This window comes from Frateuria sp., from assembly GCF_035944355.1.
Lineage (GTDB): Bacteria > Pseudomonadota > Gammaproteobacteria > Xanthomonadales > Rhodanobacteraceae > Frateuria_A.
The window spans coordinates 278,873-303,319 of record NZ_DASZBH010000012.1 but is presented as its reverse complement, the minus strand read 5'-3'; the positions used below and the strand labels follow the sequence as shown (position 1 = coordinate 303,319).

General features: G+C 69.0%; 23 protein-coding genes. 16 read left to right on the top strand and 7 right to left on the bottom strand.

What is annotated here, in order from left to right; translation table 11 throughout:
- Positions 1–397 precede the first annotated feature (397 nt).
- Positions 398–847 carry a DUF192 domain-containing protein gene (locus VGU03_RS10305; RefSeq protein ID WP_327480291.1) on the top strand — a complete coding sequence of 150 codons (450 nt, stop codon included), beginning with the start codon at positions 398–400 and terminating at the stop codon, positions 845–847.
- Positions 848–1,055: 208 nt separating this feature from the next.
- Here the strand turns inward: VGU03_RS10305 and VGU03_RS10300 are convergent, their stop codons facing one another.
- On the bottom strand, positions 1,056–1,247 hold the full coding sequence (locus tag VGU03_RS10300) for a rubredoxin (protein WP_327480290.1): 192 nt from the start codon (positions 1,245–1,247) through the stop codon (positions 1,056–1,058).
- A gap of 92 nt (positions 1,248–1,339) precedes the next feature.
- Between VGU03_RS10300 and thiE the strand changes: the two genes are divergently transcribed.
- Genes thiE through VGU03_RS10285 form a run of 3 tightly spaced genes read left to right on the top strand, consistent with a single transcriptional unit; the run spans position 1,340 to position 3,874 of the window.
- Entirely contained in the window at positions 1,340–1,987 is a 648-nt protein-coding gene (gene thiE, locus VGU03_RS10295; RefSeq protein WP_327480289.1) for a thiamine phosphate synthase, read from the top strand.
- Entirely contained in the window at positions 1,971–3,260 is a 1,290-nt protein-coding gene (gene hemL, locus VGU03_RS10290) for a glutamate-1-semialdehyde 2,1-aminomutase (RefSeq protein ID WP_327480288.1), read from the top strand. The genes thiE and hemL overlap by 17 nt, the downstream gene beginning before the upstream one ends.
- Complete coding sequence (locus tag VGU03_RS10285; protein WP_327480287.1) at positions 3,257–3,874, top strand: HAD family phosphatase; 618 nt, start codon at positions 3,257–3,259, stop codon at positions 3,872–3,874. Before hemL ends, VGU03_RS10285 begins: the two co-directional genes overlap by 4 nt.
- Before the next feature lie 7 nt (positions 3,875–3,881).
- Here the strand turns inward: VGU03_RS10285 and VGU03_RS10280 are convergent, their stop codons facing one another.
- Together VGU03_RS10280 and VGU03_RS10275 are read right to left on the bottom strand one after the other, a co-directional pair.
- Positions 3,882–4,301: a VOC family protein gene (locus tag VGU03_RS10280; protein WP_327480286.1), complete on the bottom strand. Its 420-nt coding sequence runs from the start codon at positions 4,299–4,301 to the stop codon at positions 3,882–3,884.
- Complete coding sequence (locus VGU03_RS10275; RefSeq protein WP_327480285.1) at positions 4,298–5,539, bottom strand: acetylornithine/succinylornithine family transaminase; 1,242 nt, start codon at positions 5,537–5,539, stop codon at positions 4,298–4,300. The genes VGU03_RS10280 and VGU03_RS10275 overlap by 4 nt, the downstream gene beginning before the upstream one ends.
- Positions 5,540–5,880: 341 nt before the next feature.
- Between VGU03_RS10275 and VGU03_RS10270 the strand changes: the two genes are divergently transcribed.
- From VGU03_RS10270 to VGU03_RS10245, 6 genes are all read left to right on the top strand, one after another.
- Positions 5,881–6,381 carry a hypothetical protein gene (locus tag VGU03_RS10270; protein ID WP_327480284.1) on the top strand — a complete coding sequence of 167 codons (501 nt, stop codon included), beginning with the start codon at positions 5,881–5,883 and terminating at the stop codon, positions 6,379–6,381.
- Positions 6,382–6,387: 6 nt separating this feature from the next.
- Positions 6,388–7,020 carry a hypothetical protein gene (locus tag VGU03_RS10265; protein WP_327480283.1) on the top strand — a complete coding sequence of 211 codons (633 nt, stop codon included), beginning with the start codon at positions 6,388–6,390 and terminating at the stop codon, positions 7,018–7,020.
- 29 nt (positions 7,021–7,049) lie between these two features.
- On the top strand, positions 7,050–8,042 hold the full coding sequence (locus tag VGU03_RS10260; RefSeq protein WP_327480282.1) for a hypothetical protein: 993 nt from the start codon (positions 7,050–7,052) through the stop codon (positions 8,040–8,042).
- A gap of 117 nt (positions 8,043–8,159) precedes the next feature.
- A complete protein-coding gene (locus VGU03_RS10255; protein ID WP_327480281.1) occupies positions 8,160–8,861 on the top strand; it encodes a C39 family peptidase in 702 nt (233 codons plus the stop codon).
- Positions 8,862–8,871: 10 nt separating this feature from the next.
- Positions 8,872–9,639 carry a hypothetical protein gene (locus VGU03_RS10250; protein WP_327480280.1) on the top strand — a complete coding sequence of 256 codons (768 nt, stop codon included), beginning with the start codon at positions 8,872–8,874 and terminating at the stop codon, positions 9,637–9,639.
- Positions 9,640–9,685: 46 nt separating this feature from the next.
- A complete protein-coding gene (locus VGU03_RS10245; protein ID WP_327480279.1) occupies positions 9,686–11,002 on the top strand; it encodes a hypothetical protein in 1,317 nt (438 codons plus the stop codon).
- 25 nt (positions 11,003–11,027) lie between these two features.
- Here VGU03_RS10245 and VGU03_RS10240 read toward each other — a convergent pair whose 3' ends face one another.
- Entirely contained in the window at positions 11,028–12,380 is a 1,353-nt protein-coding gene (locus VGU03_RS10240; RefSeq protein WP_327480278.1) for a sigma-54 dependent transcriptional regulator, read from the bottom strand.
- A gap of 142 nt (positions 12,381–12,522) precedes the next feature.
- A complete protein-coding gene (locus tag VGU03_RS10235; protein ID WP_327480277.1) occupies positions 12,523–13,344 on the bottom strand; it encodes an NAD(P)-dependent oxidoreductase in 822 nt (273 codons plus the stop codon).
- A gap of 128 nt (positions 13,345–13,472) precedes the next feature.
- Here VGU03_RS10235 and VGU03_RS10230 point away from each other — a divergent pair, with 128 nt between their 5' ends.
- Together VGU03_RS10230 and VGU03_RS10225 are read left to right on the top strand one after the other, a co-directional pair.
- The gene (locus VGU03_RS10230; RefSeq protein WP_327480276.1) at positions 13,473–14,396 is read left to right on the top strand and encodes an ABC transporter ATP-binding protein; all 924 of its coding nucleotides are present in this window, start codon (positions 13,473–13,475) and stop codon (positions 14,394–14,396) included.
- The gene (locus tag VGU03_RS10225; protein ID WP_327480275.1) at positions 14,393–15,796 is read left to right on the top strand and encodes a hypothetical protein; all 1,404 of its coding nucleotides are present in this window, start codon (positions 14,393–14,395) and stop codon (positions 15,794–15,796) included. Before VGU03_RS10230 ends, VGU03_RS10225 begins: the two co-directional genes overlap by 4 nt.
- A 28-nt stretch (positions 15,797–15,824) precedes the next feature.
- On the opposite strand, the gene mpl is transcribed toward VGU03_RS10225, so the two are convergent.
- Positions 15,825–17,252, bottom strand: a complete 1,428-nt coding sequence (gene mpl / locus VGU03_RS10220) for a UDP-N-acetylmuramate:L-alanyl-gamma-D-glutamyl-meso-diaminopimelate ligase (RefSeq protein ID WP_327480274.1) — start codon at positions 17,250–17,252, stop codon at positions 15,825–15,827.
- 102 nt (positions 17,253–17,354) lie between these two features.
- Positions 17,355–17,939 (bottom strand): adenylate kinase, encoded by a 585-nt coding sequence (locus VGU03_RS10215; protein WP_327480273.1) that lies wholly within the window; start codon positions 17,937–17,939, stop codon positions 17,355–17,357.
- Positions 17,940–18,088: 149 nt separating this feature from the next.
- Here VGU03_RS10215 and VGU03_RS10210 point away from each other — a divergent pair, with 149 nt between their 5' ends.
- The 4 genes from VGU03_RS10210 to VGU03_RS10195 all read left to right on the top strand — a co-directional run bounded on the left by VGU03_RS10210 (position 18,089) and on the right by VGU03_RS10195 (position 24,431).
- Positions 18,089–19,345, top strand: a complete 1,257-nt coding sequence (locus VGU03_RS10210) for a 6-phosphofructokinase (RefSeq protein ID WP_327480272.1) — start codon at positions 18,089–18,091, stop codon at positions 19,343–19,345.
- A 128-nt stretch (positions 19,346–19,473) separates the two neighbouring features.
- Positions 19,474–19,902 carry an RcnB family protein gene (locus tag VGU03_RS10205; protein ID WP_327480271.1) on the top strand — a complete coding sequence of 143 codons (429 nt, stop codon included), beginning with the start codon at positions 19,474–19,476 and terminating at the stop codon, positions 19,900–19,902.
- A 180-nt stretch (positions 19,903–20,082) separates the two neighbouring features.
- Positions 20,083–22,125, top strand: a complete 2,043-nt coding sequence (locus VGU03_RS10200) for a sodium-translocating pyrophosphatase (RefSeq protein ID WP_327480270.1) — start codon at positions 20,083–20,085, stop codon at positions 22,123–22,125.
- A gap of 191 nt (positions 22,126–22,316) precedes the next feature.
- On the top strand, positions 22,317–24,431 hold the full coding sequence (locus tag VGU03_RS10195; protein ID WP_414655960.1) for a prolyl oligopeptidase family serine peptidase: 2,115 nt from the start codon (positions 22,317–22,319) through the stop codon (positions 24,429–24,431).
- Positions 24,432–24,447 lie beyond the last annotated feature (16 nt).

Genomic DNA, 24,447 nt, shown 5'->3' with positions numbered 1-24,447 from the left:
AGCGTTGAACCCAACCGTAAACGTCAAGCTTTTAATTTGACTCTTAGGTTGGACGCTTGCATTGGTTGGACAGTCATCCAGCCACCGCAAGGCGCCCACACAAGTCACCTGCGCACACTGTCAAAGATCAATCACTTGCGACCTGTTCTTCAGATCGCCCCGAGACCTTTCGTCCCGGGTGAGCCGCCCATTCTACATCCCTTTCTCTGCCCGTCAACACCTTCGTGAGGTTGTTTTTCAGCGGAGTGGGAGCCCTTCGCGAGGCGCTCGTCGAAGGGGCGAGAATCATAGCGCCGCTGGCGCGTCCTGTGAAGGGGGCGTCGAGTTTTTTCTCGCTCCGTTGGTCGCCGTTCAACCGCTACACTCGAACGCTCCCTCATGCATGAAGGATGCGGCGATGAAATCCACCCTGTTTGTGCTCCTGCTGCTGGCTGCCGGCTGCGCCGCGGCGGCGCAACGCGCATCCGCGCCAGCAGTGGAACTGCACGGACACCACTTTTCCACCGAGTTGGCCACCGACGACGCCAGCCGTGAGCACGGCTTGATGATGCGTACGCAGCTGCCGTCCGATCACAGCATGCTGTTCGTGTTTCCGGATTCGGAGCCGCGCTGGTTCTGGATGAAGAACACGCTGGTGCCGCTGGACATCCTCTATTTCGACGCCGACCGCAAGCTGGTCTCGATGCAGCTGGACGTGCCGCCGTGCAAGGCCGATCCGTGCCCGAGCTACCCGAGCGATGCGCCGGCGCGTTACGTCCTCGAATTGGCGGCCGGCACCGCGCGCAACATCGGCGCGCAGACGGGTGATGCGCTGACCATCGAGGGCGATGTCGGCACGGTGCGCTGAGCGCCCGCGGCGCGGCGGCAAGGGAGATCTACTCGGTAAGGGACCAGTTGCGAGGGATCGAGCCGCTCCAACATCTCCCACTCGTCTTCGAACGGAATGAACTGCTGCATGACGTGCTCCTCCTGTGGATGCACGCAGGCATCAAAACAAACGGCCCGGTCCGTACGCTGACGGAACCGGGCCGTTTGCTGACGGGCGCGGGGCCGGATCAGTCCACTTCGACCATCTCGAAGTCATCCTTGGTGGCGCCGCAGTCGGGACAGGTCCAGGTGTCGGGCACGTCTTCCCAGCGCGTGCCGGGTTCGATGGCCTCCTCGGGCAGGCCCAGCGCCTCGTCGTAGATGAAGCCGCAGACGACGCACATCCACTTGCGTCGCGCCTCGGGTTGTTCAGTGCTCATCGGCTTAGGTCTTCGTCAGCAATCGAATGGGACATTCTCGCAACTCCCCCGCCGCAGCGAAAGCCAGGCGGATCCCAAACAGGAGTCCACACATGGACAACTTCCCGTCGCGCGGCCTCTACGCCATCACCGACGGACCGCGCGCCAGCCTGCTGGCCGATGTCGAGCAGGCGCTCGCTGGCGGCGCGCGCCTGCTGCAGTACCGGGACCTGAGCGGCGACCACGCGCGGCGCCTGGCCGAAGCCCATGCCCTCAAGCGGTTGTGCGACGCGCGCGGCGTGCCGCTCCTGATCAACGGCGATTCGCTGCTCGCCCAGGCCGTGGGCGCCGCCGGCGTGCACCTGGGCGAAAGCGCCGAGGAGATCGCCGGCGCACGCGCCCGATTGGGGAGCCAGGCCATCATCGGGGTGTCCTGCTTCGATTCGCTCGCGCGTGCACGCGCGATGGTGGCGGCAGGCGCCGACTACGTTTCCTTCGGCGCGTTCTTTCCCTCGCCCACGCTGCCCCACGCGCGGCTCGCGCCGGTCGAGCTGTTGAGGCAGAGCGCCGCACTTGGCGTGCCGCGGGTGGCGATCGGCGGCATCACGCCGGACAATGGCGCGGTCCTGGTCGAAGCGGGCGCCGATTACCTCGCCGCCATTTCGGCGCTGTTCGGCGCCACCGACGTGCGCGCCGCATCGAAGCGCTTCGCCGACCTCTACGCGTCCCGAACCGGAAATCCCCATGACCACCAACCATGAACTCTTCCAGCGCGCCCAGCGCCTGATGCCCGGCGGCGTCAATTCGCCCGTGCGCGCCTTCAAATCGGTCGGCGGCGAGCCGTTCTTCACCGCACGCGCCGATGGCGCCTACCTGTGGGACGTCGAAGGCACGCGCTATATCGACTATGTCGGGTCCTGGGGGCCGATGATCGTGGGCCACAACCACCCGCGCGTACGCGAAGCGGTGGAGCGCGCGGTGCGGGATGGGCTCTCCTTCGGCACCCCGTCGCCGGCCGAAGTGACGATGGCCGAGACGATCACCCGCCTGGTGCCCTCGGTGGAGATGGTGCGCATGGTCAACTCCGGCACCGAGGCGACCATGTCGGCGATCCGCGTGGCGCGCGGCGCCACCGGGCGCAGCAAGATCGTGAAGTTCGAGGGCTGCTATCACGGCCATGGCGACAGCTTCCTGGTCAAGGCCGGTTCGGGAGCGTTGACCTTCGGCGTGCCGACCTCGCCTGGCGTACCCAAGGCGGCCGCCGACCTCACCCTCACCCTGCCCTACAACGACCTGGCCGCCGCCCAGGCGCTGTTCGCCGAGCACGGCGCGGACATCGCCGGCCTCATCATCGAGCCGGTCGCGGGCAACATGAATTGCATTCCGCCGCAGCAAGGCTATCTGCAGGGCCTGCGTGAACTGTGCACGCGCCACGGCGCCCTGCTGATCTTCGACGAAGTCATGACCGGCTTCCGCGTGGCGCTCGGCGGCGCGCAGGCGCACTACGGCGTGGCGCCCGACCTGACCACCTTCGGCAAGGTGATCGGCGGCGGCATGCCCGTGGGCGCCTACGGCGGACGGCGTGAGCTGATGGAACAGGTGGCGCCGGCCGGCCCGATCTACCAGGCCGGCACGCTCTCGGGCAATCCGGTGGCGATGGCGGCCGGACTGGCGATGCTGGAGCTGATCCAGGCGCCCGGTTTCTACGAGGCGCTGGCCGCGCGCACACGGCTGCTGTGCGACAGCCTGCAGGCGGTGGCGGACGGCGAAGGCATCCCCTTCAGCACCAACCGCGTGGGCGGCATGTTCGGCCTGTTCTTCACGCGCGACAAGGTGGAAAGCTATGCGCAGGCCACCGCGGCCGACACGGCGCTGTTCAACCGCTTCTTCCACGGCATGTTGAAGCGCGGCGTGTACCTGGCGCCGAGCGCGTTCGAGGCGGGCTTCCTGTCCAGCGCGCACAGCGAGCAGGACATCGCCGACACGCTTGAAGCGGCCCGCGGTGCCCTACGCGAGGCCAGGCAGCACGCGTGACAGAACCGATCAGCTGCGTGCTGTTCGACCTCGATGGCGTGCTGGCCGACTACGACCGCGAGGTGCGCATCGCCACGCTCGCCCGCCACCTGGGTCGCCAACCGGAAGCGGTGCGCGCGGCCATCTATACGTCCGGCATCGAGGACGCCGCAGATGCGGGCCTGCTGGACACTTGCGCCTATCTGACGGCGCTGGCGCGCAGGCTGGGCAGCCCCGTCGGCGCAGACGCCTGGGTCGATGCGCGGCGGGCGGCCACCCGGGCGCGTCCGCAGATGCTGTCGCTGGCCGCCGGGCTTCAGCGCCGGGGCATCACCGTTGCCGTACTGAGCAACAACGGCATGCTGATGGCAGAGCGATGGCCGGCGATCGTGCCGGCGCTGTTCCCGCTGTTCGACCGCCGCGCCTTCTGCTCCGCCCAATTGCGCGCGACCAAGCCCTCGCCCGCGGCCTATCTGCGCTGCCTTAAGGCGCTGGCGATACCGCCGCGGGCCGCGCTGTTCGTCGATGACAACGCAGCCAACGTCGCCGGTGCGTGCGAGGCCGGCCTGGCCGGCCACCGTTTCGTCGATCCTGCCGCCCTCCTCCAGACATTAGGATGGCCTGGGCCGGGCTGACCCCGAACTACCAGCTGCCGGTATTGGGCATGGATGCCCATGGCTCCCGCGGCGGCAGGTGGCCGTCCTGCAACAGCTCGACCGAGATTCGGTCGGGCGAACGCACGAATGCCATGTGACCGTCCCGCGGCGGGCGGTGGATGGTATAGCCCATGTCCTTCAGTCGCTGGCAGGTGGCGTAGATGTCATGCACACGAAAGGCCAGGTGGCCGAAATTGCGCGCCGAGCCATAGTCCTCGTCCGAGTCCCAGTTCCAGGTGAGCTCGATCTCGGCCTCGGGGCTGTCCGGCGCAGCCAGGAACACCAGCGTGTACTTGCCTTCGGGCACCTCCTTGCGGCGCGCTTCGCGCAAACCCAGGCCTTCGCAATAGAAGCGCAGCGAGGCATCCAGATCGTGCACGCGGACCATGGTGTGCAGGTATTTCATGGCGATTCTCCAGCGGGTGCGAGGAAGGCTGCGAGCGCCGAACGCAGGCGGTCCAGGCCATCGGCCAGTTCGCCGTCGGTGATGGTCAGCGGCGGCAGCAGGCGCAGCACGTCCGGGCCGGCCTGCAGCAGCAGCACGCCGTGCGCGGCGGCCACATCCAGGATGGCGCCCGCCTTGCCGCGATGCGGTTCGGCCAGCGCGGCGCCAAGCATCAGGCCGCGGCCGCGCACCTCCTCGAACAGGCCGAATTCCGCGTCGATGGCGGCCAGGCCCTGGCGCAACGCGTCGGCCTGGCGTCCGACATTGAGCAGCACGGCGGGCGAGCCGAGCTTGGCCAGCGCCACGCGTGCCACCGCCGCGGCCAGCGGATTGCCGCCGAAGGTCGAGCCATGCGCGCCCACCTGCATGATCTCCGCCGCCCTGTGCCCGACCAGCATGGCGCCGATCGGAAAGCCGGCGCCGAGCGCCTTGGCCAGCGTCACGATGTCCGGTGTGACCTCATCCTGCACGTACGCGAACAACGTGCCGGTGCGGCCCATGCCGCACTGGATCTCGTCCAGCACGAGCAGCGCATCGTGGCGGTCGCACAGCGCGCGCACCTGCCTGAGGAAACCCGGCGCGGCGGGACGCACGCCGCCCTCGCCCTGCACCGGCTCGAGCATTACCGCGGCGACGTCGCCGGGTGCGAACGCCGCCTCCAGCGCAGCGACGTCGTTGAAGTCGATGTAGCGGAAACCGCCTGGCAGCGGCTCGTAGCCTTCCTGGTACTTCGGCTGCGCAGTGGCGGTGACGGTTGCCAGCGTGCGGCCATGGAAGGAGCCGCGGAAAGTGACGATCACGCGTCGCCCGGCCTCGCGTCCCTGCGCGGCGGCCCAGCGGCGCACCAGCTTGATCGCCGCCTCGTTCGCCTCGGCGCCCGAGTTGCACAGGAACACGCGTTCGGCAAAACCGGAGGCCTCGACCAGTTCCCCGGCCAGCTTCAGCGGCGGCTCGGTATAGAACACGTTGCTACTGTGCCAGAGCTTGTGCGCCTGCCCGGTGAGCGCATCGAGCAGGTCCGGATCCTGGTGGCCCAGGCCGTTCACGGCGATGCCGGCGCCGAAATCGACGTAGTCGCGGCCTTGCGTATCCCACAGCCGCGCGCCGCGTCCGTGGTCGAGCACCAGCTCGCGCGGGCGATACACCGGCAGCCAGTAGCGCCGGGCCAGATCGATGAGGGCAGTGTCGTGCGAAGACATGGCAACTCCGGCGGCGCGTGGGCGCCGTCACAAGAGGCAGGGGAAGGCGACCGGGAAGCCGCCTGCGCATGCTAGCACCGCGCTGACCGGACACCTTCCCCGAATGGGCCTGTAACACCCGCACAAGCTGTATCGCAGCGGTTACACCACGCGCGAAACGGGGGCCCGGCGCGGGTTGCGCCGGCTCGGCACCGCCGTTGCACCGCGGGCGCTGTAACACCGGCAGCCACCGGGCCGCCATACGCCAGCGGCCAAACCGCGCCGCCGTGCGGTTTCGCAGGATCGGTCGCGCCTGGCACGGCGCTTGCCATCAAGGCACTCACCAAGGATCGAGTCGCCTCATGGAAACGCGCACCCTCAAGCCTACCCGGCGCTACGGCACCCGGTTGCTGGTCATCGCGGCCTCGCTTGCGTGGCTGCCACTGGCCGGCAACGCTGCCGATGCGCATCGCGCGGTGCGGGCCGCGCCCGGCGAGATGGTGATGCTGCGCGACGTGCCCACGCGGCCGGCCGATCGTCCGGCGCCGCCGGGCATGGCATTGATGGTTTCGCCTTCGCCGCGTCCGGAAGTCGCCGCAGCGCTGGGCACCGGAGAACTCTCCGACGACGACTACGCGCGCCTGGACGCCACGCCCTCGTCCGCGCGGGCGCCATCGACCACCGTCGGCCGCGCGCTCGACGGCGCACTGGTGCGCAGCACCGGTGGTACCGCCCCGGTGGCCGGCAATGGCGTGAGCAACACCATCGCGACGCCGATGGGCGCGGTGGGCGACGCCACCCGTGGTATCGGCGACCAAGTGCAGGGCGCGCTCGCGCAGTTCTCCCTGGGCACCGGGCACTGAAGCGCCATGCGCCGCACCGCCACCCTCCCCCTGATGCTCGCCGCGCTGGCCGCGCTCAGCCCCGGCGCCAGCGCGGGCGACGACTACGCCACCATGCTCGGCTACCTCACCAGCAGCCACCTGGATGGCCACGCGCTGCAGAACGCCCAGGGCAGCGTCGCGCTCAACCTGGCCGCGGGCGATCTCAACACCCAGGCCAACCTGCGCGCCTTTGCCAGCGGTCCGGGCGCGCAGGCGCAGATCGCCGCGCACCAGCGGCTGCGGGACAACCAGGCCAATGCGCCGTTCGACGCGCAGGCCAGCATCGGCGGCCAGGCGCTTGCCGGCGCGCACGGGCTCATATCGATCAATCAGGCCAGCGGCAGCATGAACGCACAGCTCAACGCGGTCACCGCGACGCTGGCCAACCAGGGCATACGCGAGGCGACGGACGACTCCCTGTCGGCCGTCGTCTCCGCGTCGGCAGAAGTGCAGTCCAGGGCACAACCCCGCATACCGGGCGAAGGCACGCGCAGCGTGTCGGTCGCCGCAGGCGCCATGCAGGGCTTGCGCGGCGTACTGCAGCTCAACCAGACCGCGGGATCGGGCAATGCCACGGGCAACATCCTGTCGCTGTCCGTGTCTGAGCTACCGCGCTGACCACCCATAAAAATCGGAGTGAGGACACCATGAACGCATCCATGAAGAGGACCGTGCTCGCGCTGGCGGTTGCTGCACTGTTCGGCAGCTCGATGGCGTACGCCCAGGACGAACACCACCACAAGATCGACTCGGCGGCGACCGCCTCGGTCGACAACAACCAGTCGGTTTCCAGCAACGCGGCCGTCAACGACAAGCTGGCCAACACCAGCTCGATCAAGGACGAAACGGCTTCGAAGGCGTCGGGCAACATCGGCATGAACGTCGCCGCCGGCGACAACAACACCCAGGACAACGCCACGGCGCTTGCCGCCACCGATGCCAGCTTCACCTTCGGCGTAGCCAATTCGGAGGTGGAAGTGGGCCAGTCGGGCATGAACAACGTCACCATCAACCAGGGCGTGACCAACACGGCCAGCATCGGTGGCGATGCCTTCCGCAACGCCTCGGGCAACGTCGGCGCCAATGTCACCTCGGGCAACAACAACGAGCAGAAGAACGCGCTCGCCGCCTCGGTGGCCACCGCCAAGTTCGCGCGCGCCGAGGTCAGCGTCGACCAGGACTCCTCCGGCAACGTCGTGAGCAACGCCGGCCGCGTCGAGCGCTATGACGACACCACCGCCGTGCACCTGAGCGGCACCGTGCAGGGCTACAGCCTTGGCTACGGCCTGGGCGGCTATGCCGGCGGCACCAGCAGCACTTCGCAGGGTACCGAGTCCGGTGGCGTGAGCGTGCTCGGCTATCCGATCGGCAGCTACAGCGGCAGTTCCAGCAGCACCTCGCAGGGCAGCGAGCAGGGTGCTCTGGGCTTCGTCGAACTGTCGGCGAGCGATCTGTTCGCCAACCTGTCCGGCACCGTCACCACTTCGCGCTACGTCGTGGTGGACGCCACCAACGATGCCAGCCTGTCGGGCAATGCGTTCCAGAATGCCTCGGGCAACATCGGCGCCAACGTGGCTTCGGGCACCGGCAACCTGCAGGCCAACAGCCTGTCGCTGGCGGTCTCGCAGCCCGCCAAGTAAACATCGGCCAAGGCAGGCCAACGAGGGCGGTACCCGGCCAAGCGGTCGGGTTCCTATGGAACCCCCCGGCCCGTCCCCTGCGGGCCGGGGGGCTTTCCTCCCGATGGACGAAACACCATGCGATCGATCACCTGGATATTCCTGCTGTGCAGCCTGGCGCTCGGCGCCCTGGCCTCCGCGCGCGCTGGCGAAGTGCGCTTCGGGGGCGTGCTGCCCAACGGCGGGTTGTACGTGCATCCGGTCGAGAGCATGCAGGAGGGACGCTTCCGCAACCTGGTCCGCCAGCACACCGACTACAGTTGCGGCGCCGCCGCGCTGGCCACCATCCTGCGCTACGCCTACCACCTGGACGTGAACGAGACGATGGTGATCCAGGGCATGCTCGGCGTGGCCGACGAGAACCTGGTCAAGCAGCGCGGCTTCTCGTTGCTGGACATCAAACACTACGTGGAGGCGCTCGGCATGCGCGGCCGCGGCTACCGCATCGACGAGGCGCGTCTGCGCAGCCTGCGCGTGCCTGGCCTGGTGCTGATGGACGTGCGCGGCTTCCGCCACTTCGTGGTGCTCAAGCAGGTGCACGAGGACACCGTCGAACTGGCCGATCCCATGCTGGGCAACCGCAGCATGTCGCTGCAGGATTTCGTGAAGGCGTGGCCTTCGCGCGCCGTGTTCGTGGTCATTGGCAACGATTTCGATCGCCGCACCGCGCTGCTGCAGCCCGTCGGCAAACCCAGCGCCCGCGCCCTGTTCGCCCGGCAGGGCCCCGTCACCGACGCCGAACTGCTCGACTTCGGCTTCAGCAACGCCGACCTCTTCTGAGGGCCGCATCATGCTCCGCCGCTCGCATCTGTTCCTTGCCGCACTGCTGCTGGCCCCCGCGCTCCACGCTCGCGCGGCCGAGGCCGCACCGGGTGCCGGCCTGCACGAACTGGCCGATACCGAGCTCAATGCCATGCGCGGCCGCTACGTCGTCGACAACCACATGGTCGTCTGGTTCGGCGTGCGCATGATCTCCACCTGGCAGACCGCAAGCGGCCAACAACTGCAGGGCGCACTGGCCTTCGGCATGGATTTTCGCAACGGACAGGGGCAGCCGACACTGACCTTCATGCCGAGCGTGAGCATCACCCGCGCCGATGCGCCGGTGCCGATGCCCGCGACCGGCGGCACCCGCAGCATCGAGAGCAGCGGCCTGGCCAACGTCGGCGGCCTACTGCAGAGCGTGCAGGTCGCCGGCGATGGCAACCTCGCCAGCAACCTGACCCAGTTGACCGTGCGCGACGGCAACGCCCCCGCGGCTGGCGGGAGGAGCGCCGGCCTGGGCGGCGAAAGCCTCAGCGACGGCAGCGCCAGCGTGTCGGTCGGCTTCGACGGGCAGTCTGCCGCCGTGCGGCTGACGATCGCCGGCCAGGGCGCGGTGCAGCAGTGGATCCGCAACGGCAGCCTCGGCCAGAGCGTACAACTGGCCGCCGACGACCAGAATGTGAGCAACCGGCTGGAGATCGACCTGGTGCGCCAGGCCACTTCCACCAATCTACCGCTTGCCCAGAACGTGGCGCAGGCGATCGGCCTCACCCGAGGCATCGCAGGAAACTGAAGGCGCGCCACCGCCCGGCGTGCTTCGGTCCAGGGGGAACGACACCATGCACAAGACCTTGTTGGCCACCGCGGTGGCATGCGGGCTGCTCGCCAGCCTGCCTTTCGACCTCGCCGCGCAGGCGGCGCCCACCCCGCAGGACGAGGCCCAGGTGGAAACCCTGCTGGCCCAGCTGCAGGCATTGAAAGCCAGCTACGCGCAGCAGGTTCGACAGTTGCGCGAACTGGACATGCAGGTGCAGGCCCTGCAGTCGCGGCTGGCCGGCAAAACCGCGCCGACCGTCCTGCCGGCGCCCGCTGGCGCACCACCGGCGCCGGAGACGGCGCAGGCGGCAGCGCCGCCTGACGAGGGCAACCGGGCCGGCAGTGCCTCCGAGGCGCAGGCCGCACGCACCGAAGCCCCCACCCGCAGCCTGAAGGACGCGCTCCAGCAGGAGCACGCCCTGTTCGACCGCCGCTTCACGCTGGAGAACAGTGTCAGCTACAGCCGCTACGACCGCAGCCAGATCACCTTGAACGGCTTCCTTGCGCTGGATGCGATCTTCCTGGGCAACATCGCAGTCGAGGACGTCAAGTCCGACTCGCTCACCTACAACCTGGCCGCCCGCTACGGCTTCAGTCCGCGCCTGACGCTCAACCTGGACGTGCCCTACCTGGCCCGCAGGACGGTCTACCAGAAGGGCGGCGCCGGCGGCTCGGCCGCAGCGCTCGCCGAGGAACAGACCGGCGGCAAGGGCCTGGGCGACATCGCCCTGAGCGCCAACTACAAGCTGTTCGCCGAGACCGATACGCGGCCCGACACCGTGCTGACCCTCGGCATCACGGCGCCGACCGGGCAGGCTCCCTACGGCATCCTCTGGAAGGTGATCCAGCCCCCCGGCGACCAGTACACCCGTTTCGCCGTGCCGGAGAAGCAGCCGACCGGCAACGGCGTATGGCAGGCCAATCTGGGGCTCTCCGCGATCAAGACACTGGATCCGGCGATCGTGTTCGCCAACATCGGCTACATCTATTCGCGTCCGCGCGACTTCTCCAACATCAGCACCGATCCGCAAAACCTCAGCCCCGGCTCGGTGAAGCTCGGCAACACGTACTACTTCGGCACCGGTGTGGCCTTCGCCTTCAACGAACGCACCAGCCTCAGTCTGTCCTTCAGCGACAAGTTGAGCGCCAAGGCCGAGCTTCGCTACCAGGGTTCGCCCTGGACCAAGGTGATCGGCTCGAACGCCAACGCGGCCACGTTCAATCTGGGGGTGACCCATGCGCTGAGCGAGCACACCACGTTGGTCTCGATGCTGGGCATCGGATTGACGCCGGACGCGCCCGACTTCAGCCTGAGCTTCAAGGTCCCCTACATGTTCTAGCCGCGAAAGTGGCGGCGCTTGCGGGTCAGCGCGCGGTGGCCTGCGCCAATTCGTCCAGCGCCAGGCCATGCTTCTTGCACAGACGGTAGACGGTGACCCGCGCGATGCCGAGCCGGCGCGCGCATTCGCTCACGTTGAAGCGGGTCTCGCGCAGGCAGGCGACCAGCGCGTCGCGTTCGGCCGACACGCGCACGCGGTCCAGGCCTGCTGCCGTCCCGCGGCCGGGACGCACGGGCAGGTCCAGGTCGCCCACGCCGATCAGCGTATCGTCGGCCACCACCGCGGCGCGCTGCACACGGTTGACCAGCTCGCGCACATTGCCCGGCCAATGGAACTCGCGCAGCGCCCGGCGCGCCGTCACGCTGAACGCGCGCGCATGGCAGTCGTGCTGCTCACGGAAGGCGTCCAGGAAATGCTGCGCCAGCAGTTCGACATCGCCGTCGCGCTCCCGCAGCGGGGGTATCTGCACGCGCAACACGTTGAGCCGGTAATAGAGGTCCTGGCGGAAGCGGCCGGCCGCCACCGCCTTCTCCATGTCCACGTGGGTGGCGGCCAGGACGCGCACGTCCGCACGCAGGCTCTGGCTGCTGCCGACCCGCACGATGGTGCCCTCCTGCAGGAAGCGCAGCAGGCTGGTCTGCGCATCCAGCGGCAGGTCGCCGATCTCGTCGAGGAACACGGTGCCGCCGCTGGCGCTCTCGATGTGCCCGATGCGGCGCGAAGTGGCGCCAGTGAAAGCGCCGCGTTCATGGCCGAACAGTTCCGATTGCACCAGATTGCCCGGCAGGGCGCCGCAGTTGATCGCCACGAACGGCCCGCCCGCGCGGGGCGAAAGCTGGTGCACGGCGCTCGCGGCCACCTCTTTGCCGGTGCCGGTCTCGCCGGTGATCAGTACGGGCAGGTCCACCGGAGCGAACTTGCGCAGGCTGGTGCGCAGAGTCTGCATCGCCGCGCTGCGGCCGACCAGGCCGGCCATGTCCGGCGCGCTGCGCGCAGGCACGCCACCATCGCCGAGGCGGTCGAGAGCCTCACGCAGGCGCGGCAGGTCGATCGGACTGGTGAATACCGCCATGCAGTCGCGCAGGATCGAGGTCACGCGCGGCTCGTGTGCCGGCGTCTCCGGCGCGACCAACGCGACCCAGGGTACCCCCGGATGCTCGGCAACCATGCCTTCCATCGCGTTCAAGGTGGCATCGTCGCCCTGGCGCAAGTCCGCCAGCGCGACCACGATGTCGCCATTGCGGGCACCCACGCCGCTGGCGCGGACGTCGGCGACGCGCACCGACCAGCCGGAGCGCCCCAGCCCATTGCTTTCGTCACCGGCAGGACTGCCGAACCAGACGACGCAACGCCTGGGTGGTGCCATTGCCACGACCATCGTCACCTCCGCCCCTGACGGATGCCCTGTGCCGATCAGCCAGCCCCTGCCGGCTGCGAACGCCACCCTTCCCGGGCAGCGGACTGTGATGAATATCACAAAAAGACGTGCAAACCTAATGACAGCGCCCGTGAAGGGCGGGTCAATCGAGGAAAAGGTCGGAAAGCAACGGCGTTCCGGGCCGCACGGCGTAATGGTCGAGCTCGCTTGTTCCCTGCTCGCGCAGCACGTCCTCGTCGATAGCGAAATGGCCGGTGTAGGCCCGCGCCGGACGGGTCAGGATGGCGTGGGCGGCATCGGCGACGATCTCCGGCCGGCGGCATTGTTCGGGCCGGACGCCTTCGATCATGGCGATCGCCGCCGTCGCGATCACCGTGCGCGGCCACAGCGCGTTCACCGCGATGCCCAGCGGCGCGAATTCCGCACTCATGCCCAGCACGCACAGGCTCATGCCCATCTTGGCGATCGTGTAGGCGGTATGCGGCGCGAACCACTTCGGGTCCAGGCTGGGCGGCGGCGCCAGCATCAGCACGTGCGGGTTGGCCGCACGCTTCAGGTGCGGCAGGCAGGCCTGGGTGACGACGAAGGTACCGCGCGTGTTCACCTGCTGCATGAGGTCGAAACGCTTGACCGGCGTGTCCTCCACGCCGGCCAGCCAGATCGCGCTGGCGTTGTTGACCACGATGTCGATGCCGCCGAAGCGCTCGACGACCTGCGCCACCGCCGCCTGCACCTGGAGCTCGTCACGGATGTCCACCTTGAGCGCGAGCGCCTTGCCGCCCGCCTGCTCCACCGCGGCCGCGGCGGTGTGGATGGTGCCCGGGAGCTTCGGGTTGGCCACGCCGCTCTTGGCGGCGATCGCCACGTTGGCGCCGTCGCGCGCGGCGCGCAGGGCGATCGCCAGGCCGATGCCGCGCGAGGCGCCGGTGATGAACAGGGTCTTGCCGGCCAGCGTGTCGGTCATGGGTCGAGCCAACGGTCGTCGTGGGGCCGGACAGGATACGCCCGGCCGCCACGCCGGATGACAACGATCACTGGACGCGCCGGCCACACGCCATCAGAGTGCGCGCGTCACCCCGGGAGCCGCCGCCGATGGGCACACTCGTATCCTTTCCCGTCCCGCCCGCCGCCCAGGCGGCCACGCCGGTGCCGGCCCTGCGCATCGACGGGCTACGCAAGCGCTTCGGGCGGCACGAAGTGTTGTGCGGCATCGACTGGGTGGTGCCCTGCGGACGCGTGATCGGGCTGCTCGGGCGCAATGGCGCCGGCAAGACGACGCTGCTGCGATGCCTGCTCGGGCTGGCTCCGGTCGATGAGGGCACGGTCGAATTGTTCGGCGCACCGATGGCCGAACCGGGCGGCGAGCGGCTGCACCGGGTCGGCTTCGTGCCGCAGAACTTCGAGCTCTTTCCCTGGATGAGGGTCAAGAGCTATCTCGACTTTACCGCTGCCTTCTACGCGCGCTGGAACCCGGCGCTTGCCGGGCGGCTGTTGGACGAGTGGCAGATCGATCCGACGCAGAAGATCGGCCGGCTGTCCCAGGGCCAGCGCCAGAAGCTGGCCATCGTGCGGGCGATCGCCCCGGAACCGGACCTGCTGGTGCTGGACGAGCCGGTGGCCAGCCTGGATCCGCAGGCGCGCCGCGCCTTCATGGCCGAACTGCTGGCGCTGATGGGCGCGCCGGGCAAGACGGTGATCTTCTCCACCCATATCACCGCCGACCTGGAACGCGCCGACGCCGACATCGCACTGCTGCGCGATGGCCGCATCCAATTCACCCGGCCGCTGGCCGAACTGAAGGCGCGGCTCTGCCACGCGGTGCTCAACCGTCCCGCCGGCTGGAGCGCGCCGCCGGCGCTGGATGGCGTGCTCAAGTCGCGCATTGCCGGCGCCAGCCTGCACCTGCTGCTCGAAGACGTGCCGCCCGAGCGTCTGCACCAACTGGCCAAGGAGCAGGACGCCAGCCTGCGCATCGACATGCCGACACTGGAAGACCTGTTCGTGGAACTGGCATGAGGGCGGTCCTGCAACTGTGGCTGCTGCCGTGCCGGCAGATGCCGCTGCTGGGCGTGCTCGCCCACCTGTTGTGGTTGGCCGCGCTGGCGTGCCGGGCGTGGATCACGCCGCACGCCGAGGCAGCGGCCCTGGGCGCCGGGCTGATGGCGATGGGAAGCTGGTTCTGGCACATGGGCCTGGGCGTCGCACTGCGCGGTGCCTGCCAGCCGGAAAGCTTCCTGCTGCCGGCGTTCCGCCGTCGCCTGGCCGGGCTGGCGCTGGCCGATGCGGCTGTCTGGGTGGGCGTGCCGCCTGCGCTGGCACTCGCATGGGGTGTCCCGCATGCGCTCCTGGGCGCCGGCCTCTTGCTGGTCGCCGGGGCCATGGGCTTCGCGATGGGCGTGGAGCGCTGGATCAGCCTCCTGTTCTGGCCTTTGCTGGTGCTGGCTGGCTGGATGCCGGGCCTGGTCGCCGAAGTACTGCACCGCGCCCTGCGCTCGCCGTTGACGCTGCCCTTGCTGCTGCTTCTGGCCGCCCTGCTGCTGCGCCTGGCGTTGCATCCGATGCTGCAGTTGGCCGACCGGCCGCCGGATGTTTCTCCGCTGGAGGGCTTGAGCCTGGGGCGCGGCGCCACGCCCGAGGCCGCCCCGCGGCGCAGCGCCTTGGGCCGGCGCATCGAGGAGGTGTTCGACGCCCTGGCGCAGCGCGCGCTCGCACGGGCGCTGGCGCGCTACCGGGAACACCCCTCCACCGCGCGCCGCCTGACCTTGGTGCGGCGCCTGCTGCTGCCGCACGACAACGCCGGTGCGATCGTCCTGCGCATGGCGGTCATGGCGGTGTTCGCCAGCTTGTACATGGTGGTGGCGCTGCACCGCCGGCACGTCGACGCCACGGTGGTGGGCGCCTATGCCGTGCTGCTCGCGCTCGCGCGCTTCCCGCAGGTCGGCCGCGGCATGCAACGCATGCGTCCGAACCTCGCCGACCTCTATCTCACGCTGGCACCGGCCACGCGCACCGCCTACCAGCAGATGCTGGCCGATGCGCTGCTGGTGCTGGTGCCGATCGGCACGCTCAGCGCCCTGGCCTACGCCGGGCTGGGCATCGCGCTGAGCCGCGCCGCCCAGCCCGGTCTGATGCTGCTGGTCACGCTGATCGTCGCCAGCGGCGGCGGCCTGGTCGCGCTGGCCGTCCACCTGGTCGGACCGCAGGGCACGGTCGGCCGGCAGCTGGTCAACGCCATGGTTCTGATCGGCGCCATGGCGAGCTACTGGGGTGGCGCGTGGCTGGTCGGCGCACTCGGCTATCTGCTGGGCGGCGGAGTGCTGGCGTTGGTGACGCTGGGCTTCGGGCTGGGCGTATGGTTCGCCGCGCAGCGCGAGTACCAGCGGCGCGAGCCATGCTTCGACGCGCCACTGGCCTAGGTGCCATTCGGTTTGCCCAACGAGGTACTTAGCCTTCCATCGCCTGGACGAAGCGCCGGGGCGCGTTCTCGAAGCCGCCGTTGGACATGAACACCACGTGGTCGCCCGGGCGGACCTGCCCACGCAGCGCCTCGATCAGCGCCGCCACCGTGGCCGCGGTGCGGCCGCGGCCCGCCAGCGCGTCGGTGACCCGCGCGGCATCCCAAGGCAGTTCCGGGCGGTGCAGGAACACCACCGCGTCGGCATCGGCCAGCGAGGGCGCAAGGCCGGCGGCGTGGGCGCCCAGGCGCATCGAGTTCGAGCGCGGCTCCAGCGCGACCAGGATGCGCGCGTCGCCTACCTTGGCGCGCAGGCCGGCCAGGGTGGTGGCGATCGCGGTGGGGTGGTGGGCGAAGTCGTCGTACACGCGCACGCCGCCGGTTTCTCCCACCAGCTCCATGCGGCGCTTGACGCTTTCGAAAGTTGCGAAGGCAGGCAGCAGCTCGCGCGCATCGGCACCGGCCGCCGTCGCCGCGGCCAGCGCGGCCAGCGCGTTGAGCACGCTGTGCCGGCCCAGCAGCGACCAGCGCACCTCGCCGACCGCCACGCCGCAGTACTGCACGGCGAAGGCCGAGCCGTCCGCCTCGAGCAACCGCGCCTGCCAGTCGCCCTGGCCGATGCCGAAGGTTTCCACCGGTGTCCAGCAACCCATCGCCAGCACCTGCGCCAACGCCGCGTCGTGCGCATTCACGATCAGTCGGCCGTTGCGCGGCACGGTGCGCACCAGGTGGTGGAACTGCCGCTGGATCGCGGCCAGGTCCGGGAAGATGTCCGCGTGGTCGTACTCGAGGTTGTTGAGGATGGCCACGCGCGGGCGGTAGTGCACGAACTTCGAGCGCTTGTCGAAGAACGCGGTGTCGTACTCGTCCGCCTCGATCACGAAGGGGGACAAGGGGTCAGAGTCACTTTTCCGCAGCGTGTGGTTTTCGCCGGAGGTCTTGGAAAAGTGACTCTGCCCCCCTTCCCCCCCCAGGCGCGCGGACACGCCGAAGTTGCCCGGCACGCCGCCGATCAGGAAGCCCGGCGCCATGCCGACGCTGTCCAGCAGGTGCGCCAGCAGGCTGGTGGTGGTGGTCTTGCCGTGCGTGCCGGCCACCGCCAGCACCTCGCGCCCGGCCAGCACCGTCTCGCCCAGCCACTGCGGGCCGGACACGTAGCGCAGGCGCGCATCGAGCATGTGCTCGACCGCGGGGTTGCCGCGCGTCATCGCGTTGCCGACCACGACCAGATCCGGCGCGGGCTGCAGATGTTCGGCCGTATAGCCGTCCATCAAACGGATGCCGAGCGCTTCGAGCTGGGTGCTCATCGGCGGGTAGACGGCAGCGTCGGAGCCTTCCACCGTGAGGCCCAGCTCGCGCGCGAGCGCGGCGACGCCGCCCATGAAGGTGCCGCAGATGCCGAGGATGTGCAGGCGCATGCTTGAAAAACCCTCCCTCTCGCCGGATCGGGCTCCCTCTCCCGCCGGGAGAGGGGCTGGGGGCGAGGGTACGGGGGCTTGCGGGGGTGCTTCGAGGCCGGATCAGCCGTTGGCCGCGGCCGACTCGCTTTCCAGCGCGCGCTTGATGCGCGCGGTGATCTCGTCGAGCGAACCGACCCCGTCGACCACCTGCAGCTTGCCGCGCTTGGCGTAGAAGTCGGCGACCGGCGCGGTCTGTTCGGCATAGACGCCCAGGCGCTTGCGCACCGTCTCGGGGTTGTCGTCGGCACGCCCTTCGGCCTGGAAGCGGATCTGGCAGCGGCCGACGATCGCCTCGCCCGGCACCTCGAGCTTGACCACCGCATCCAGCGGCTGTCCGATGCGGGCGAGCAGATGGTCCAGCGCGTCGGCCTGCGCGAGGTTGCGCGGGTAGCCGTCCAGGATGAAGCCGTTGCGGGCGTCGTCCTGGGCCAGGCGTTCTTCGAGCATGCCGAGCAGGATGTCGTCGGAGACCAGCTGGCCGGCGTCCATGACCGCCTTGGCCTTCAGGCCCAGGGCGGTGCCCGCGGCGACGGCGGCGCGTAGCATGTCGCCGGTGGAGATGTGCGGTACGTTGAGGTCGGCTTTCAGCCGCGCGGCCTGCGTGCCTTTGCCCGAACCGGGCGCACCGAGTAGGACGAGTCGCATAATGCTCCGGGGCGTGAGGTCCGCGCGCACGCTGCGGCGGTTCGCCAGATTTCACCCAAGGGTTGTCAAAGTACCGTCTGCACCCGATGCAGTCAAACCAAGGCGTGGCGCCACTTGCGCCAAATTACTGTTCTGCAAGGAGATCCCGCATGCCCTCGCGCCCAGGCCGCCTGCTCTATGCCCAGTCCGGCGGCGTCACCGCCGTGATCAACGCCACTGCCGCCGGCGTGATCGAAGCGGCGCGTGCGCAGGGGGTTGCGGTGTACGCGGCGCGCAACGGCATCCTGGGAGCCCTGCGCGAAGAGCTGATCGACACCGGCAAGGAGTCGAAGGCGGCGATCGCCGCGCTGCGCCACACGCCCGGCGGCGCCTTCGGTTCCTGCCGCTACAAGCTCAAATCGCTGGAGGCCAACCGCGCCGAGTACGAGCGCCTGATCGAAGTGCTGCGCGCGCACGACATCCGCTGGTTCCTCTACAACGGCGGCAACGACTCGGCCGACACGGCGCTGAAGATCTCCCAGCTCGGCAAGGCGATGGGCTACGACATCCGCTGCATCGGTGTGCCCAAGACGGTGGACAACGATCTGGCGGTGACCGACTGCTGCCCCGGCTTCGGCTCGGTAGCCAAGTACACCGCCGTGTCGGTGCTGGAGGCGAGCCTGGACGTAGCCTCGATGGCCGACACCTCGACCAAGGTGTTCATCCTGGAAGTCATGGGCCGGCACGCCGGCTGGATCGCCGCTGCCGCGGGGCTGGCCGGTGAGGGCCCGGACGCGCCGCCGCACATGATCCTGTTTCCCGAAAACGTGTTCGACGAAGCCGCGTTCCTGGCCAAGGTCAAGGCCACGGTCGAGCGCGTGGGCTGGTGCACGGTGGTCGCCTCCGAGGGCGTACGCGACGCGGCCGGGCGCTTCCTGGCCGAGGGTGGCACGCGCGACGCCTTCGGCCACGCGCAGCTGGGCGGCGCAGCCTCGGTGCTGGCGCAGCTGGTCAAGGACAAGCTCCAGTACAAGGTGCATTGGGCGCTGCCCGATTACCTGCAGCGCTCGGCGCGGCACCTGGCCTCGGCCACCGACGCCGAGCAGGCCTATGCCGTGGGCAAGGCGGCGGTCGGCTACGCGCTGGCCGGCATGAATGCCGTGATGCCGGTGATCGTGCGCACCTCCGACTCGCCCTACCGCTGGAAGATCGAGCCGGCGGAGCTCATAAAGGTCGCAAACCGCGAGAAGAAGCTGCCGAGGAGCTTCATCCGCCGTGACGGCTTCGGCATCACCCCCGCGGCGCGCGCCTACCTGTCGCCGCTGATCCGGGGCGAGGCGCCGCTACCCTATGGCAAGGGCGGCCTGCCGGCCTATGTCAGCCTGCGCAACGTCGCCGTAGCCAAGCGCCTGCCTGCCCTTCCTTGAGGCGGCAGGCGCCGCTTCCTTGCTGAGCATCACGTGAAGGGCGCGTGGCCGCGGCTACCATGTGTTCAGATGCAGATTCCTACGCTGCGGATCACCCGGGCCCGGCGCCCGGCCAAGGGAGACACTCGATGAAATTCCTGCTGAGCGCGCTGCTCGCCTTGCCGCTGATGGTCGGGGGCGGTGCTGCCCTGGCCGATCAGGACCACGGTCACGGTCACGGCCATGACGATCACGATCGGCAAGGCGATTGGCACGACGGCGACCGGGGCGACTGGCACGACGGCGACCGCGACCGCGGTGACTGGGACGACCGCGACCGTGGCGATTGGCACGACAACGGCCACGGGCATGGCCATTACGACAATGGCTGGCATGGCCGCCACCATCATTGGGAGCGCGGCCGTCGCTACGATGGCCCGATCGTGATCATCCGTGACTACGACAGCTATCGGCTGCGCCCGCCGCCGCGCGGCTACCACTGGGTGCGCGATGACAGCGGCGATTACGTGCTGGTCGCCATCGCCACCGGGATCATCCTGGACTACGTGCTGCACTGACGTTTCCAAGGCCGGCCAGGCGCCGGCCTTTTTTTGGGCCCCGCCGCCGCTGCGGCGCACAACAGGCAATCACATCTCCCCTGCCTATACTCGCTTGAGGCCGCCGACCAGGCGGCCAGGGCGAGCTGCCCGTGAGGCAACCCGCCATCCGCGGTATCCACTCACCTGGGGAGGCACCGAATGCTGCAGCAGGACGGGATGTGGTTGTGGATCGCGCTGGGGTGCGCGGTCGTGGCGATACTCTACGGTCTGATATCGGTACGCTGGATCCTCGGCCGGCCAGCCGGCAACGAGCGCATGCAGGCCATCGCCTCGGCCATCCAGGAAGGCGCGCGCGCCTACCTCAATCGCCAGTACGGCACCATCGCGCTGGCGGGCATCGTCCTGTTCGTGCTGATCGGTGTCTTCCTGAGCTGGGCGACGGCGATCGGCTTCCTGATCGGCGCGGTGCTCTCCGGCGCCACCGGCTACATCGGCATGAACGTCTCGGTGCACGCCAACGTGCGCACCGCCGAGGCGGCGCGCAGCGGCATGCGCGCGGCGATGGACGTGGCGTTCCGTGGCGGTGCCATCACCGGCATGCTGGTGGTCGGCCTGGCGCTGCTGGGCGTCACCGGCTACTGGCTGGTGCTCAACAAGATGGGCGTGGCCGATCCCTTGCACCCGCTGGTGGGCCTGGCCTTCGGCAGCTCGCTGATCTCGATCTTCGCTCGCCTGGGCGGCGGCATCTTCACCAAGGGTGCGGACGTGGGCGCGGACCTGGTCGGCAAGGTCGAGGCCGGCATTCCCGAAGACGACCCGCGCAATCCGGCGGTGATCGCCGACAACGTGGGCGACAACGTCGGCGATTGCGCCGGCATGGCGGCGGACCTGTTCGAGACCTACGCGGTGACGGTGATCGCCACCATGCTGCTGGGCGGGCTGATGTTCACCGGCGACGCGCACGCGGTGCTCTATCCGCTGGTGCTCGGCGGCGTGTCGATCATCGCCTCGATCATCGCCACATTCTTCGTCAAGGTGCGCGAGGGCGGCTCGATCATGGGCGCGCTGTACAAGGGCGTGATCGTCTCGGCGGTGCTCTCGGCGGTGGGCTTCTGGTTCGTCACCCGCGAGCTGTTTCCGCAGGGGCTGGGAACACCCGGCAGCGGCATCCCGGCCAACGCGATCTTCCACTGCGCGCTGATCGGGCTGGTGCTGACCGGCCTGATCGTGTGGATCACCGAGTACTACACCGGCACGCAGTACAAGCCGGTGCGGCACATCGCGCAGGCATCGACCACCGGCCACGGCACCAACATCATCGCCGGCCTGGGCGTGTCGATGAAGGCCACCGCCTGGCCGGTGATCGTGGTGTGCGCGGCAATCTGGAGCGCCTACCACCTGGGCGGCCTGTACGGCATCGCCATCGCGGCCACCGCGATGCTGTCGATGGCCGGCATGATCGTGGCGCTGGACGCCTATGGCCCGATCACCGACAACGCCGGCGGCATCGCAGAGATGGCCGACCTGCCGCCGGAGGTGCGCGGCATCACCGATCCGCTCGATGCGGTGGGCAACACCACCAAGGCGGTGACCAAGGGCTATGCGATCGGCTCGGCCGCGCTGGCGGCGCTGGTCCTGTTCGCCGACTACACGCACAACCTGGCGGTGAACCATGCCGGACAGACCTTCGCCTTCGACCTGTCCGACCACATGGTGATCATCGGCCTCTTGATCGGCGGCCTGATCCCCTACCTCTTCAGCGCGATGGCGATGGAGGCGGTGGGCCGCGCAGCGGGCGCAGTGGTGGAGGAAGTGCGCCGCCAGTTCCGCAGCATCCCCGGCATCATGGAAGGCACCGGCAAGCCGGACTATTCGCGCGCGGTGGACATGCTCACCCGCTCGGCGATCCGCGAGATGATCGTCCCCTCGCTGTTGCCGGTGGCGGTGCCGATTGTGGTGGGCTTGCTGCTGGGCCCGAAGGCGCTCGGCGGCGTGTTGATCGGAACCATCGTCACCGGGCTGTTCGTGGCCATCTCCATGACCACCGGCGGCGGTGCCTGGGACAACGCCAAGAAGTACATCGAGGACGGCAACCACGGCGGCAAGGGCTCGGAGGCGCACAAAGCCGCGGTCACCGGCGACACGGTGGGCGATCCGTACAAGGACACGGCCGGCCCGGCGGTGAACCCGCTGATCAAGATCATCAACATCGTGGCGCTGCTACTGATTCCGCTGCTGTAAGCAAATCGGGCTACCTCGCTACCGAAGGCCCCTTCGTGGGCCTTCTTTTTTGTCGGGCACAAGGCAGCGGCCGCGAGCGAGTTCCGGCGCCTCTTCCCCCGTTGGGAAAGGGAGCCCCAGGTGACTTTCCTCACAGGCACGGAACCTCGCCACCCTCCACACTCGCCCGCTCCACAGGGGGAGGAACCGACATGACCCATACCGCACGCTGGCTCGCCCTCGCGCTGGGCCTCACCATGGCAGGCATGACACACGCACAGACTCCCGCTCCGGCCGGCGCACAGGCCGACGACGACGCCTACCTCTGGCTCGAGGACATCGAAGGCACCCGCGCCATGGACTGGGTCAAGCAGCAGGACGCGACCACGGTCGCGCACTACGCCCAGTCGCCCGCCTTCAAGCGGCTCGACGCACGCCTGCTCGAGGTGCTCGATTCCGATGCGCGCATCCCCTTCGTCGAGAAGCTGGGCGACCACTATTACAACTTCTGGCGCGATAAGGCCCATCCCAAAGGCCTGTGGCGTCGCACCACGCTGGAGGAATACCGCAAGCCGCAGCCGGCATGGGAGCCCGTGCTCGACCTGGATGCGCTGGCCGCCGCCGAGCACGAGAACTGGGTCTGGCACGGCGCGCAATGCCTGAAACCCGGGTATCGCCGCTGCCTCGTCTCGCTCTCGCGCGGCGGCGCCGATGCCGACGTGGTGCGCGAGTTCGACCTGGCCGACAAGGCGTTCGTCAAGGACGGCTTCGCGCTGCCCGAGGCCAAGAGCCAGGTGGCCTGGATCGACCAGGACCACATCTTCGTGGGCACCGACTTCGGCCCCGGCTCGATGACCGAGTCGAGCTACCCACGCATCGCCAAGCGCTGGGCCCGCGGCACGCCGCTGGCCTCCGCGCAGACGATCTACGAGGGCAAGCCCAGCGATTTGGCGATCAGCGCATTCCGCGACCTCACGCCCGGCTACGAACGCAGCTTCGTGCAGCGCGCTTTGGCCTTCTACGACAGCGAGAGCTACCTGCTCGGCGCAGACGGCAAGCTCAGCCGCATCGACGTGCCCACCGACGCCGAGACCGGCGTCGAGCGCGAATGGCTGCTGATCGAACCGCGCAGCGACTGGCATGTCGCCGGCAAGACCTACAAGGCCGGCTCGCTGCTCGCCACCCGCTTCGACGACTTCATGGCCGGCAAGCGCGACATCACGGTGCTGTTCGAGCCGACCGATACCACGGCGCTGGATGGCTATTCCTGGACCCGCCACCATCTGATCCTCAACGTGATGGACGATGTGGTGAACAAGCTCGAGGTGCTCACGCCCGGCCCCGGCGCCTGGAAGCGTGAGCCGCTGGGCGGCGCACCGAAGCTTTCGGCGATCGATGCCGGTGGCATCGACGCCGATGCGGGCGACGATTACTTCCTCACGGTCACCGGTTTCCTGCAGCCGACCACGCTGTACTACGGCACCCTGGGCCAGGGCGACGCGCAGGCGATCAAGCACAGCCCGAGCTTCTTCGATGCCTCCCGATACCAGGTCAGCCAGCACTTCGTGCATTCGAAGGACGGCACCCGCGTGCCCTATTTCGAGATCGCGCCCAGGCAGCTCAGGCTGGATGGCGGCAACCCGACCCTGCAGTACGGCTACGGCGGCTTCGAGATCTCGCTGCAGCCCAGCTACAGCGGCAACATCGGCCGCGCCTGGCTGGAGCGCGGCGGCGTCTACGTGATCGTCAACATCCGCGGCGGCGGCGAGTACGGTCCGCGCTGGCACCAGGCCGCGCTCAAGGCCAACCGCCTGCGCGCCTATGAGGACTTCGCCGCGGTGTCGCAGGACCTGATCCGGCGCAAGGTCACCTCGCCTGCGCACCTGGCAGCGATGGGCGGCAGCAACGGCGGCCTGCTGATGGGCAACATGCTCACGCTCTACCCGCAACTCTACGGGGCCATCGTCAGCCAGGTCGCGCTCCTGGACATGAAGCGCTATACGCACCTGTCGGCCGGCGCCTCCTGGATGGCCGAGTACGGCGACCCGGACAAACCGGCCGAATGGGCCTGGATCAGGACGTTCTCGCCCTATCAGAACGTGCAGCCCGCCATGCACTACCCGCCGGTGCTGTTCACCACATCCACCCGCGACGACCGCGTGGGCCCGGCACACGCGCGCAAGATGGCCGCGAAGATGCAGGCGATGGGCTATCCGGCGGACTTCTACGAGAACATCGAAGGCGGCCATGGCGGTGCGGCGGACAACAAGCAGTCGGCCTTCATGCACGCGCTCGAGTACACCTGGCTGTGGGAGCACGTAAAATGAGCGCCCCGGCGGCCTG